The organism is Streptomyces sp. NPDC054883, assembly GCF_053610645.1.
Window position 1 is genome coordinate 21,309 of record NZ_JBSGYT010000009.1, and the last position, 13,241, is coordinate 34,549.

Sequence of the window (13,241 nt, forward strand, 5' to 3'; positions counted from 1 at the left end):
CCCGGTCGGGGTTCAGGCGCGGGGCCTTGTACCAGGCTCGAAGTACCGGCGTTCGCGTCCCAGGTCCAGGTCAGTGCCGATGGTTCTGGGGTGGTGGTCGGTCATGCCGGGGCACGGTTGCTGGCTGATCACGCTGATGCCACCGGGCTCACCGCCGCGTACTCCACCGCGCTCAGGCCGCTCCGGCCGCGCGGGACCGGGCGTGATCCGGGCCGGATCGCCACCGATCCGGCGGTGATGCTCGCCGACGGCGGCGAGGCCATTGCGGATCTGGCCGTACTGCGAGACCAAGCAGAGGCGTTCGGTTCGGTCGCCTCGGCCCCGACGGCCTGGCGGCTGCTCGCCGACACCGATGGGAGGGCACTGTCTGGGAAGTGGCCTGGCTGCAGGCCGCCGAGCAAGGCAAGGGCATTCCCGCAGCCCGTGCCGCGGGACGCATTCTGCCCGGGCTGGTCCTGGACCTCGACGCCACGCTGTTCACCTGCCACTCCGAGAAAGAGCAGGCCTCACCCACCTATAAGGGCGGCTTCGGCTTCCACCCGCTGCTGTGCTTCCTGGCCGACACGGGCGAGGCACTGTCCGGCCGGCTGCGGCCCGGGAACGCCGGTGCCAACACCGCCGCCGACCACATCACGGTGCTCGACCAGGCACTCGCGCAGATCCCCGACGCCCACCGGCACGGCACCGACCTCCTGATCCGCACCGACAGTGCCGGATCCACGAAAGCCTTCCTCGCCCACGTCCGCGACCTGCGGAAACGAGGAATCCGTACCTTCTTCTCGGTCGGATATTCCATCACCGAGCCGGTCCGCCGGGCTGTCCGGGCCGTACCCGACCGTCTCTGGCATCCCCCCATGGACCTGGGCGGGACTCTGCGTGGTGGCGCCGAGGTCGCCGAGCTGACCGGCATGGTCGACCGACCCGCTACCCGGCGGGCACCCGCATCATCGTGCGCCGGGAACAGCCGCACCCCGGCGCCCAACTGTCCCTGTTCGACCAGGACGAGGCCCTGCGGCATCAGGTGTTCCTCACCGACACCCCGTCCTGCGGTGGTGGTTCCGCCCGGTTCCTGGAAGTCCGCCACCGCGGGCATGCCCCCGTCGAGGACCACATCCGGTGCGGCAAGACCACCGGCTTCGGCCGCTTCCCCTCCCGCGACTTCGACATCAACACCGTCTGGCTCGAACTCAGCCTCACGGCAATCGATCTGCTCGCCTGGACCCGTGTCCTGCTGCTGGACGGCGGACTCGCCACTGCCGAGCCGAAGAAGCTCCGCTACCGGCTGCGGCACGTCGCCGCCCGCCTCACCAACGGCGGCCCGCGCCTGCGCTTGTGGATATCGGTGACCTGGCCCTGGAAAAACGAACTGGCCATGGCCTTCCACCGCCTCGCCGCACTGCCCCGACCTGGCGGCTGACCGGCAGCCCCTCGTCCGCACGCGCGCGGCGCCGAGCTGGACGAAGGGTGGTCGAAGCGATTTCGGTGATTGGGCAGGGCCGACGGACTCGACCCCCACCTGGAGTGCGCGTTCCGGTCTTCGCGGCTACGGTACGTCGGCGCATCAGCTTGCGCTACGACTCCGCCGGCAGGACCGCCGTTCCCGAGGATCGGTTTTGGGGACGTGGTCGGGCGACGGCGGATCTGCACGTCAATTCACCGCCGCCCCGAAGACCGGTCTCAGGAGTTCCGGGCTACGACCTTGCCGCGCGCGGGACGGTGTTCCTGCGCTCCTGAATGTGGGCGTAGCCCATGAGGCCGATGAGGACGGCGAGTAGCACGGCGGACGAGCCCATCGTGCCGAGGTCCAGGCCGCCCTTGGCGATCGGCTTGGTGAGGAAGTCTCCCGCCGTAGCACCGAGCGGGCGGGTGAGGACGAAGGCGATCCAGAACAGCAGGACGTTGGGCACCACGGGTACCGGCACGAGGGCGAGGAGCCCGCCGAGTAGTGCGCAGACGAGGAGCGCGCCGCCCAGGTAGCCGAGTCCGGAGCTGTCGGACAGGAAATCGCCCATGGAGGTTCCGAGCGTGTTGGAGACGAGGATCGCCGACCAGAAGAGGGCCTCGCCGCGAAGCGTCGTGATGTCGCGGATGACGAACGTCATACCGGTGAACTTCCAGACGACGAAGATCGCGACCAGGATCGAAATGAGGATCGCCGCCCCTACCGGGTAGCCCAATCCCAGGCCCTGAGGGCCCCGGCCCAGCGAAGTGTCCCCGGCTGAGAGGTACTTTGCGCTTGCGTCACGGTTCATGAAGTCGGACATGGTGGTGCCGGCCATGCTGGTGGACAGGATGACGGTCCAGTAGAAGAAGGGGTTGTACCGCTTGGAGCCGAGCTGGACCACCAGCGTGACCACGAAGATCAGGAACAGCGCGATCGTGGTGAGGAAGTAGCCCAGTCCGAGGGTCTGGGCGAAGAGGTCCCCAGCTGTTTCACCGAGAGTCGTGGCGGCGATCTTCATGATCCAGAAAGCCAGCGTGACCTCCGGGAGCTTCTTCATGACGTACTTTCCGGTGCCGACGACGTCCAGGTCGGTCAGCGCTTCTGACTTTTCCAATGTCCATTACTCCTGGTCGGTGCATCGACGCCGCACTCTCTTGGAGCGGGTCGCCGGATGGGGAACGAGCGGGTTTTGCGGTGTCGCCGGCACGTCGCATCCCATGCGGCGTTGAGGTAACCGAGTCCGGGCGTGTCTTTGCTCTCCCCTCACACGGAATTCGGAGGACCCGGGTTCGATGCATGCGATGACGCGGTCGTGGTCTAGGCCTTCAGCGTCGGGGAAGCCGACCGCCCGTATGCCTCGCGACACGGTGAGCGAAGGGTCCGGCTTTGTGCCGGCCGGTTCGCCATTCACCTTCGTTGCCTCGAACACAGGAGTACTGGCTGGACCCCGGCCGAGCGGACACCCTTCTCAGGCACCCGGTGTCGCTCACGATCAGCACGGCTTCGGGTCGCCGAGGTGGTCGACGACGTAGGCGCGCACGTCGTCCAGGACCTCATCCGCGTCCCGGTCGATCCGGGGACGAGCCCGGTTCGGGAGGGAACGGCCGCGGCCGCGGGTTGAGGCGTGGACCCTGTCGCGGGCCCACGACGAGGCCTGGCACGGGGCGATGCCGGCGATTCACGGGGATCGGTACGTCGTTGACCGCCCTGGTCCGGTCCCGCCGTCAGCCGAGCACCTGGCGTTGCGCTGAACCTGTTCTCCCATGGACGTGCCTGCGGGGCCGGACCGCCGCCGCGCCCCACAGCCGCGCCCCACAGCGTGGTACCGCGGTACGACGCCGGCCTCAGGGATCCCCCCGGAGTGCGACAGCGGCAGCCCGCCCTGTGCCTAGCGTGGGTCTGACGCAGGCCGGAACCGTTCGGCCGCCGGAGTCCAGGGGACGTATCCGATGATCGAGGCGCAGCAGCTGACCAAGCGGTACGGGGAGAAGACTGCGGTGGACCGCCTGGACTTCCAGGTCAAGCCGGGCACGGTGACCGGGTTCCTGGGGCCCAACGGAGCCGGCAAGTCGACCACGATGCGCATGATCGTCGGCCTGGACTCGCCCACCGGCGGTTCGGTCACCGTCAACGGCCGCCATTACGCCGGGCACGCCGCGCCCCTCCAAGAGGTCGGCGCGTTGCTGGAGGCGAAGTCGATCCACCAGCGCCCTGCCCGTCATCACCACGCTTGACCAGTCCAGCGGCGCGGACCCCCCGAACGAGGGGATGCCGTAGGCCGTTTGCGGCACCGCTCGCTTGACGGCCTTCTCCTGGATGTCACGCGGTGGCCCAGCGAGCACGACCAGGAGTCCGACGACCCGGAAGGTGGCAACGAGCCCCGATGCTGAGCGCCCGGCCGAGCTCACAGTCACTCTCCGCCTCACCGACCTGTCCTCCCGCGCCCCGGATGAGCACCGGCGCACGCTCCGACGACGGTGTGAGAAGGATCGATTCTTTTTCCTCCAAGAGGGTTGCCTACCGTGTCCAGGCATTTGAGCGGTGGCAGGGGGAGGGGATTCCTCGCAGCAGACGCCGCACAAGTGTGCGTCGCGTCCTATGGGTCTCAGAGAGGGAAAGGGCGGTTTTTGGCTGCCGCCTCCAGCGCGGCCCATCGCCCGGTCCCTCGGCCGCCCGCCGGTGCGGCACGACGCCCTGCGACCTTCACCATCCCGGAAGGAACCCGCAACGACCATGAGCGACGACATCGCCTACGCGAAGATCCACCCCGCGATCGGAGTGGCCCGGGTGGGCAACAGCACCCGCGACGACGGCTGGTACTACGGTCCCGAGACACCGGACCCGGACCCGATGCCGGCCGGCTCTCTCAAGGACGACACCGGTGCCTTCAAACGCCAGGCGGCCCGCTTCCGCATCTATGGCTACGACAGCGCCGGCAACGTCGTACGCGAGCTGACGAACACCAACGCCACGATCGAGTGGGGCGTCCACGTCGCGAACCAGAAGGCCGCCTGGTACGAGTTCAGACTCGCCCTCGACATCCCCGACATGCAGGGCCACAGCACACCGAGGCGCAACAAGGGCATCGACCGTCGCAGCCTCGTCATCGATCCCGGTCGCAAGACCGTGCGCGCCGGCACCGGTCAGAGCGTGGAGTTCACCGGCGGCACGTTCCAGGGCATCCCGGTCCCGCTGGGCCGGATGCACACCGACGAGCAGGGCCGGCTCGTGGTGCTCGGCGGCTCCGGCCGTTCCGGCGCAAAGAACAACGAGGAACTGAAGTCCTTCGGCAACAACGACGGCTGGTACGACGACATCTCGGACGGCCCGGTCACCGCCACGGTCACCCTGGACAGCCGCCGCATCGAAGTGAGACCCGCCTGGGTGGTGGTGGGCCCGCCCAACTACGCACCGGACATCAAGACCGTGCGCACCGTCTACGACCTGCTCCTGGACGTCTTCGTCGGCAAGGGCCAGCTGCCCCGGCCCGCCCAAGTGTCCTTCAAGCACCACATCAGGCCCATCCTGGAGCGCTTCAGCCACCTGCAGTGGGTCAACAAGGGCTTCGCCACCCACTTCGGCTGCGCCGGCCCGCAGGACTTCACCACCATCGAGCTGCAGCGCCGCCTCTCCCAGCCCGGCACCACCTACCGCGAGCTGCGCCGCCAGGTGTACACCGCCATGCGAGACTACGAGAGGGACGGCCTGGCGCCGATGACCTGGCCGTGGTTCTACGGCGACGGCATGGCCAGCCGTCCCAAGTCACCGCGGCAGTACATGACCCTGTCGGCCCTCCAGATGGACATGCTGCTCAAGTGGTCCGACGGCGACTTCGTCGACACCCCCTGGTCCGGCTTCCCGCGCCGTCTGGAGGACGCGCCTCTCGCCGAGCAGCCCGGGCTCCTGGACCGTGCCGCCCTCGACTTCTGCCTCGCCGACGCCTTCCACCCCGGCTGCGAGGTGACCTGGCCGATCCGGCACGCGACAATGTTCGCCGAGCCGTTCCGCATCCTGCACCGTGCCGAGGGAGAGGCGGAGCCCGACTACGGCGAGGAGCTCACTCCCGAGAAGGCGCTGGCCGACGGCGGCCCCCTGCATGCGCAGGGCCCGGGCGGCCTGACCCGGTGGATGGCCATCCCGTGGCAGACGGACACCGCCAGCTGCCGCTCGGGCTACGAGTCGACCGCGGGCCTGGGCCCGCGCTACGACCCCCATCTGCCCACCTTCTGGCCCGCCCGGGTGCCCAACCACGTGCTGACCGAGCACGACTTCCGGATCGTCAACATGGAGGGCGGCCTGACACCCTCCGAGGACGAGCGCGAGGCGGCGTTCTTCAACCGGGCCTCCTGGCTGCGGGGCCTGAAGGGCACCTACAAGGAGCAGTTGAAGCAGGCCGCCGCGGAGTGGCACCGCTTCGGCGTCGTGGAGACCCGCCGCTACACCGTCCGCGACAACAAGTACCCGCCACGCATCCAGGTCGAGTCCGTGCCCGGCTTTGACCTCGAAGGGGTGCCGGGCGACCGAAACCTGGTCACCCTGCACCTACCGCAGACCGCCGACGACGCCGCCCAGAGGGCGGAGCTGTCGGACCTCGCCGAGGACATCGGCCTCGCCCCCGAGAACATCACCGTCGGCTACATCGACAAGCTCGACCCCTTCGGAGAGGATGCCGCCAACGGCGCCGGCCGCCACCAGGGTTCCTCGTGACGATGGACCACACCGGTCACCGGGCAGCAGCCGCGCCCGCGTACGACGTGGTGGTCGCCGGCGGCGGCCCGGCCGGCGTCGCCGCCGCCCTGGCACTGGGCCGCGCCGGCCGCACCGTCCTGCTCGCCGACGCCGCCACAGGACCTTCGCCCGTCGGCGAGGCGCTCCCGGCCGCCGCCCGGGTCCTTCTCCACGACCTCGGCACGCAGGACGTCCTCGATGAGCGACACCACCTGCCCTGCTACGCGAACCTGTCGGCCTGGGGCTCGGACGACCTCGCCGCCCAGGACAGCATCCTCGACCCGCATGGCCACGGCTGGCACCTCGATCGCGGCCGCTTCGACCGGGAGCTGCGCGAGCGCGCGCGCCTCCTCGGCACCGAAGTGGCCGAACGCACCACGGCCCGCCCCGCCGGCCGCTCCGGCGACGGCACCTGGACCGTGGAACTGCGCGGCCCCCGCGAGCGCCGCACCGTTCGCTGCCGTTGGCTGATCGACGCCACCGGCCGCCGAGCCGGCCTGGCCACCGCGGCCGGCGCCCGCCGGGTGGTCCACGACCGGCTGGTCGCGCTCTGTCTGACCCTGCCCCCATCGACCACGCCGACCCCCGAGGCCTCGACCCTCGTGGAGGCATCGCCGGACGGCTGGTGGTACACGGCGCTGCTGCCCGCCGGCCACCTGTTGCTCGCCCGCTACACCGACGCAGACCTGCCGGGCGCCCGGATGGGCGGCACCTGCCTGCTCACCGACGTGGCCCGCACCCGGCACACCGCCGCCCGGTTGTCCGCGCACCCATGGCCGGCCGCCACCCTCCGGCGCGCGCCCGCCCACACCGTCCGCCTGGACGCCGTCCACGGCGGCGGGTGGGTCGCCGCGGGCGACGCCGCCGCCGCCTTCGACCCGCTGTCGTCGCAGGGCATCCTCACCGCCCTGTATACCGGCATGCGGGCCGGCCAGGCAGTCCACGATCACCTCGGCGGCGACCGCACCGCCCTCACCCGCTACGCCACCGAACTCGACACGATCACCGCCGCCCACCTGCGCAACCGGCGCACCTTCTACGCCCTCGAACACCGATGGCCCCGGCACGCCTTCTGGCGCCGCCGCCACACCGCCGGCCCGACGGATCCCGCCGACGCCGGCACCAGCACCCGATCCGACCTGATCCCAACTCCAGGAGTGCCCGCATGACCACCACCGACGTCACCTCCTCGTCCGACGCCGATGCCCCCCGCCACGGCCACCGCTTCCTGCTCATCGGCATCGACACGATCTTCGCCTACCACCTCCCGCTCTACCACACCCCCATCCACGCCTTCCAGATGATCAACAAGTTCGGCCTGGACGGGGGCCTGCGGAAGAAGTACCTCAACGACCTTTCGAACCACGAGGACCGGCGGGTGTACTACTCCCTGTTCTCCGAGGGCCACTGGCCTCTCCAGGAGATCGTCGACGGCACCCGCGACTCGCTGCCCGTGGAACTCGAGCGGGTGACCGTCGACGACGCAGGCAATCGCACCTTCACCAAAATCCTCGACCAGACCGCCGCTACCTGCCGCAAGCAGGACGTCGTCCACTACAAGCCGCTCGACGCCACCGACTACCCAGACCACCTCACCTACCTCGCCTTCGGCGACGGCTCCGAGGTCCACCTCGCCCACCAGCTCGCCGCCGCACCGAACTGGGACGAGGTCATCACCATCACACAGCCCGCCGGCTTCGAGCAGAGCGACCTCGACCACGCCGCCGCCGTCACGATCCCCGCCATCAAGGACCCGAAAGGCGTCGTCAAGACCAGCCCCCTGGCGAAGGGCAAGCCCTACGAGGGCCTGATCGGGACCCGCGAGGTCACCTTCACCGCCGGGCGCCAGGGCTGGTGGAACCACACCAGCCTCAACAACAAGTAACCGCGGATATCGGGCGCCGCACCGTCCGCCCCGCTCGTAGTCGCGCATGGCGGGCGGCCAGGTCATCAGCGCCTTGATGGCGGCTCACCATGCCGTCTCCGTAGAACCACCGAGCTGAGACGCGGCCCTGCCAGCAGAAAACTGATGGGGTCGCGCCTGTCTCCACTCTGCCTTCGCGGGCCGCGCGTATGGCCGCTTCCTGGCGTGGCCGGATGCACGTTCGCGTCCGCCGGGTGCGGGACGTCGGCCCTGAACCGCTGGTGAAGGACTATCCAACGCACCATGGCCTGGGCCGCCGACTCCACCGGCGCTACGAACGCAAAGCCGACCACTTCCTCGCCTTCACCAGCATCGCCTGCACCCTCATCTGTTATCGCAGGCTGGCCAAATGAGATGACGCCTTCGGCCTCCAGCGTGATGATCCCACCCGCACCCTTTCCGATCACGCCGCGATGAGGCCGCCAGTAGGTATCTTCCTCGTTCGCGGGGGCCGCAGCCGAAGGACCCGTGAGAGCGGCCAGGGCGCCACCCGGTCGCGGGTGTGGCGTTCCGAGTCGGCAGGCAAGCATCCCTACGCTGCCGCTCGAGTCCACTGCTCTCCCGCCCGGAAGGGGCCACGCTCGACTCGCAAGGCGACGGGTACGTCGACCAGGCGGATGTCCAGGAGCGTGCTCAGCGACTCCTCGACGCCATGGGCGAACCTACGACGACGCCCCGGGGCGCGGCAGTCAAGAAAGGTGCGGCAGCGTTCTGGGAGCAGCTGGCCAAGCTCGCCGGAGTCCAGGGCAAGGACCGGCTGGATGAGGACGCGTTCGTGGGTGCCCTGCTCCGTGCGCGTGAGCTGCGGACGATCGGTGACCTGGTGGGCCCGTCGGTGGAGGCACACGTCGCCCTGGTCGACGGTGATGGGGACGGCAGCGTCAGCCCGGACGAATTCCTGCGGTCGCAGACCGCATTCGGACTGCCCGAGACGGACTCCTGGCAGCGCCTACGAGCAGCTCGGCCTGGACGCCGACGGCCTGCTGGACGTTGAGGAGTGGCAGCGGGCCGTCATCGATTTCTACACCAGCCCCGAGGAAGACTCCGCGGGAGCCCTGATCATGGGCGGGCGTATCTGAGGACATCGTGCATGATGGAGAGTTCGCGTGCGGTTTCGGCGTGTTCGGCCTGGGGCCGTGAGGCGGGCAGGATGCCTGCGTCGGCGTAGAGCCGAAGGCCCCGTCCGTCGAGGATGGCGCAGCGCAGGGCGATGACCCACTGTCCGTCACCGTGCCGGTCCGTCCACCCGACCAGGCCGGTATGGAACTCTCGCGGTCCCTGCTCGAACTCCGCGATCAGCTCACGTGCGGCCGTCCTCGGGACACCGCAGACAGCTGCCGTGGGGTGGAGCAGTGCGGCGAGTTCGAGAGAGGTGGGGGCCGGGTGCCGCAGCCGGGCCGGACCAGTGTCGACAGGTGCCACAGCGGGCCGGCCGCCTTGACGGCCGGCCGGGCCGGAACCTGCAGGCGGCTCACAGCGGCCCCAGGCCGGAAGGCGCCGTCTGGGAGGCGATGGCTGAGCCCGTGGAATGCACCCCCAAGACGCGAACCGGGGCCAAAGCGCCAATGCAGATCCGAGGGCCGCCGCCCTGCCGGCGCCTGCGCTCCCCGAGTCCTCTCTCCGGCGTGTCGGAGCAGGTTGTCGCCACGAGCACTCCGGTTCGAGACATCGCCACCCTGAGTAACTATCGTTACCCTTCGTAGCTATCGCTGGTTCTACGGAGGGATCCGTCATGACGACTGCCGTCATCGACCACACCGCCACCGACTACAGCCTCGGCCACGCTCTGGGCATGGCCCGCGCCGCCGAGCTGGCCTACAAAGACGAGCAGACGGTGGAGGCCACTGCCCATGAGTGGGGCTTCGACCGCGTCCGCCACCACCACACCTCGTTCCGGCCGCCCTTCCCTCTGGAAGATACGCAGGCCTACACCATCGCGAGCCCCCGGATGGTCATCACGGCGTTCCGCGGGACGCAGCCGGTGGAGATGCGTGACTGGCTCTCTGACACCACGACCCCTCCGTGGCCCGGTCCGGGCAAGACCGGCTTCGTCCACTACGGCTTCGGTGAAGCCCTCAACGGCGCATGGCAGCACATCCGGGCGGCAATCGACGAGTTCCGCGACAACGATCAGACGCTGTGGTTCACCGGCCACAGCCTCGGCGGCGCGCTGGCCATGCTGGCGGCCGCCCGTCTGCACTTCGAGGAACCCAACCTGACCGCGGACGGCGTCTACACCTTCGGCCAGCCCCGTACCTGCGACCGCACCCTGGCCCGCGCCTACGACAGCGCCTTCACCGACCGCACCTACCGCTTCGTCAACAACAACGACGTTGTTCCCCAGCTCCCGCCCGAGCCCGTCTTTCACCACGTCAGCGCCCTGCGCTACATCGACTCCAGCGGCACGGTCCGCGACAAGATGCCGGTGGTCGGCGGACTGCTGGACCGCGCCAAGGGAGCAACCGCCGACATGCTCGCACCGGCATCGGACGGAGTACGCGACCACCTCATGAACAAGTACATTGCCGCCCTGGAGAAGAACCAGAACTAAAGGTTGTTGCGGTGGGTGCGGGCAGGCCGGTGTGGTGGCTGGCCTGCTGTTTCAGCCTGTCATGGCGAGGTTGTGCATGGTGGCGACGGCTTGGACGGCGTGGTGGAGGCCGTCTCCTTTCTGGCGGTAGTCGCGGAGGATCTTCGAGTTCTTCATGCGGGCGAAGGTGTGCTCGACGCGAGCCCTGACGCGTCGGTGTTCGGCGTTGTCCTCCTCCTGGCCGCGCAGGAGGGGGCGGCCGGCTCGTCTGCGGTGCGGGGCGATCAGCCCGGTTCCCAGGTAGGCGCCGTCCGCGATGACCGTCGGCCCAGCCGCCTTCGAGGGCAGGTCCGACTCCCGCCAGACGTGGGCGTCGGCCTTGTTCCCGGGCACCGGACGGGCCGAAGCAACGACCAGGCGGGTGTCGGCGTCGATGATGACCTGCACGTTCGCCGAGAACCGGTAGTTGCGGGACGAGGCTGGCCGCGACGGTGCGGTCGCGGACCGGGATCAGGGTGCCGTCCACGATCCACAGCCGCTCGACATCGGCGACGGGCCGCGGTGCCGGCTCCAGCGCCAGCAGTGGACCGAGCTTGTTGATCACCCGGCAGACGGTGGCCGGGGAGATCCCGAAGAGCGGGGCGAGCTGCCGCATAGTGAAGTTGGTGCGGTAGTACACCGCGACCAGCAGCACCCGGTCCGCCAGCGGCAGACACCACGGACGGCCACCACCAAGACCATTACCGCCCCGCTCTCGCACCATCTCTGGCACAACCTCAGCGAGGCCGCTGAGCGGAGCATCGCCCAGCACCGCCAGTGTCTGCGCGTCCTGGTTCCTGAGACGTCTGCAATGGCAGCGGCGGAGCCCGACCCTGCAGAGGAGTCGTCCGGTTCGCTACCTCGACGACCGCTGGAACGAGGGCTGCACCAACGCCTGGAAACTGTGGGAAGAGATTGTCCCGCTCGGCTATCGGGGCAGCTACCAGCGCGTTCGCACCTACCTCCGCCAGAAGCGCACCTCGCCGCGGCCCGTGACAGCTCTGCCGCCTTCGCCCCGGGCCGTCGCCGGATGGGTTCTGCGCCGCCCGGAAACCCTGTCCGATGCCGAGCAACTCCACCTGAAGAACGTCCGGGCCGACTGCCCCGAAATCGACGCACCCACCAGGCGCGTCCGGTCCTTCGCGACCATGCTCACCGAGCGCCAGGGCGAGCGACTACCGGACTGGCTCGACACCGTGAGACAGGACGACCTCTCGAGCCTCCACACGCTTGCCGCAGGTATCGACCGCGACCGCGATGCAGTGATCGCTGGCCTGGCCCTGACCCGGAACTCCGAAGTCGTCGAAGGCCATGTCAACCGGATCAAGGTGCTCAAGCGTCAGATGTTCGGCCGCGCCGGTTCGCCCTCCTGCGCAAGCGGGTCCTGCTCGCCTGACATTCCCAGCGAACGAGTCATCCAGATCAAGGCTGGTGTACCACCGAGGTCAGATCGCGGGGCGGCGCAACACGTCCGCGGGATCCCAGTCGCTCTTCCAGAAGGCTTCCAGCCCGTGCTCGTTGATGAACTGCCGCTCTATCTCGTGGATGGGGTAGATCCCTTGGATGTTGATTACGTCGTGACCCTCGTGTCCCGGAACGCCCACGTCGATGCCCAGGTAGTCGTCTCTGTCGAGAACCATCGGCGCGAACACGCAAAACGCCGTCATCTCCGACTCCGGCACGATTCGCTCGCCGAAGTTGATGGTGCTGCCGTAGCCGAGGGGGTGGGTGCCACGGAGCTGCTCGGCAAGGTAGCCCACCGCATGCGCCCAGATCACGTTGGCCGAGTTCACGCTGAGACAGAGTTCCGGCGAGCCGTGCTGCCAGTCAGGATGCTCAGCCAGCGACAAACCATAGGTGAGCATCGTGAGGAGCCCCTTCGGGAGGTCCTCGTACACGATCTCCGTCACGCCGTTCATGCCCTGCTTGGTCGACTTGACAGGGAAGAACCGCGGCTCCCTCGCCCCGGAAAGCCCATCAAGATGGGCGAGGTACTTCTCTACGCGACTGACCATGCAACCCAGCCTGCACCATTACTCACGCGTGGACGCCACCGGGGGGCGTCACCGGTAACTCTCCGCAACAGGTGAGCGGCCTCTGCGATCGGCTTGAAGCCGTGATGGTCCGGATCGCTCAGATCCACGGTGACGTCCGCGGGCAGGCGGCCGTGTCCCTGCCGGTGAGCCGTATCCACCCAGCGCCGGGCCCGGCGAAGCCGCCGTCGCGGCTGTAGCGGGCAAACGCGACGAGACGGCGGCCACCTCGGTCAGTACTCTCGCGCGAAGGGGCCGGCCCACATAGGGGTCGCGCCGACGACGTTGTGCAGCTGCCTCCAGTCGCTCTCCGGCATCGGCGGCCGCGCCGTCCGACCCGGGGGCACCCACACACCGCGACGCAGCACCGCCTGCAGGGGCGCACGCGTCGCAAAGAGGTGCCAGGGGCGCGTTCCAAGGCGTTCTGGGTGCAGTGGCGTGCGTTGCGGGATGTACGCAACGGCGGAACACCCCCACACGCCCATCACTCTACGGATTTGATCCATTTCTCTGGGTAGTCAAGAGGTGTCATACCGGGCTCAC

The 13,241-nt window shown here is 69.0% G+C and carries 8 protein-coding genes and 5 pseudogenes; 8 read left to right on the forward strand and 5 right to left on the reverse strand.

Going from position 1 to position 13,241, the window contains the following annotated elements; all coding sequences use genetic code 11:
• The first annotated feature begins 90 nt into the window (after positions 1-90).
• Positions 91-1,417: pseudogene (locus ACWGH1_RS09385) on the forward strand (IS1380 family transposase).
• Positions 1,418-1,691: 274 nt separating this feature from the next.
• Here the strand turns inward: ACWGH1_RS09385 and ACWGH1_RS09390 are convergent.
• Both ACWGH1_RS09390 and ACWGH1_RS09395 read right to left on the reverse strand, forming a co-directional pair.
• Positions 1,692-2,558: a COG4705 family protein gene (locus ACWGH1_RS09390; protein ID WP_453352229.1), complete on the reverse strand. Its 867-nt coding sequence runs from the start codon at positions 2,556-2,558 to the stop codon at positions 1,692-1,694.
• A gap of 326 nt (positions 2,559-2,884) precedes the next feature.
• Positions 2,885-3,020 (reverse strand): annotated as a pseudogene (locus tag ACWGH1_RS09395) (IS701 family transposase); the annotation flags it as partial.
• Positions 3,021-3,393: 373 nt separating this feature from the next.
• Between ACWGH1_RS09395 and ACWGH1_RS09400 the strand changes: the two are divergent.
• The 6 genes and pseudogenes from ACWGH1_RS09400 to ACWGH1_RS09425 all read left to right on the forward strand — a co-directional run.
• Positions 3,394-3,672, forward strand: a pseudogene (locus ACWGH1_RS09400) (ATP-binding cassette domain-containing protein); the annotation flags it as partial.
• Positions 3,673-4,177: 505 nt separating this feature from the next.
• The gene (locus ACWGH1_RS09405) at positions 4,178-6,151 is read left to right on the forward strand and encodes a LodA/GoxA family CTQ-dependent oxidase (protein ID WP_453352228.1); all 1,974 of its coding nucleotides are present in this window, start codon (positions 4,178-4,180) and stop codon (positions 6,149-6,151) included.
• Positions 6,152-6,153: 2 nt separating this feature from the next.
• On the forward strand, positions 6,154-7,341 hold the full coding sequence (locus tag ACWGH1_RS09410; RefSeq protein ID WP_453352227.1) for a tryptophan 7-halogenase: 1,188 nt from the start codon (positions 6,154-6,156) through the stop codon (positions 7,339-7,341).
• Positions 7,338-8,057, forward strand: coding sequence for a hypothetical protein (locus tag ACWGH1_RS09415; RefSeq protein WP_453352226.1), 720 nt, complete (start codon positions 7,338-7,340; stop codon positions 8,055-8,057). The genes ACWGH1_RS09410 and ACWGH1_RS09415 overlap by 4 nt, the downstream gene beginning before the upstream one ends.
• A 293-nt stretch (positions 8,058-8,350) precedes the next feature.
• Positions 8,351-8,449: pseudogene (locus ACWGH1_RS09420) on the forward strand (IS5/IS1182 family transposase); the annotation flags it as partial.
• A 299-nt stretch (positions 8,450-8,748) separates the two neighbouring features.
• Entirely contained in the window at positions 8,749-9,090 is a 342-nt protein-coding gene (locus ACWGH1_RS09425) for a hypothetical protein (RefSeq protein ID WP_453352225.1), read from the forward strand.
• A 65-nt stretch (positions 9,091-9,155) separates the two neighbouring features.
• Here the strand turns inward: ACWGH1_RS09425 and ACWGH1_RS09430 are convergent, their stop codons facing one another.
• A complete protein-coding gene (locus tag ACWGH1_RS09430; RefSeq protein ID WP_453352224.1) occupies positions 9,156-9,518 on the reverse strand; it encodes a chorismate-binding protein in 363 nt (120 codons plus the stop codon).
• A 310-nt stretch (positions 9,519-9,828) separates the two neighbouring features.
• Here ACWGH1_RS09430 and ACWGH1_RS09435 point away from each other — a divergent pair, with 310 nt between their 5' ends.
• Positions 9,829-10,647, forward strand: coding sequence for a lipase family protein (locus ACWGH1_RS09435; RefSeq protein ID WP_453352223.1), 819 nt, complete (start codon positions 9,829-9,831; stop codon positions 10,645-10,647).
• A gap of 51 nt (positions 10,648-10,698) precedes the next feature.
• On the opposite strand, the pseudogene ACWGH1_RS09440 reads toward ACWGH1_RS09435, so the two are convergent.
• Both ACWGH1_RS09440 and ACWGH1_RS09445 read right to left on the reverse strand, forming a co-directional pair.
• A pseudogene (locus ACWGH1_RS09440) lies at positions 10,699-11,443 on the reverse strand (transposase).
• A gap of 667 nt (positions 11,444-12,110) precedes the next feature.
• The gene (locus ACWGH1_RS09445) at positions 12,111-12,680 is read right to left on the reverse strand and encodes a suppressor of fused domain protein (RefSeq protein WP_453352222.1); all 570 of its coding nucleotides are present in this window, start codon (positions 12,678-12,680) and stop codon (positions 12,111-12,113) included.
• Positions 12,681-13,241: the final 561 nt, after the last annotated feature.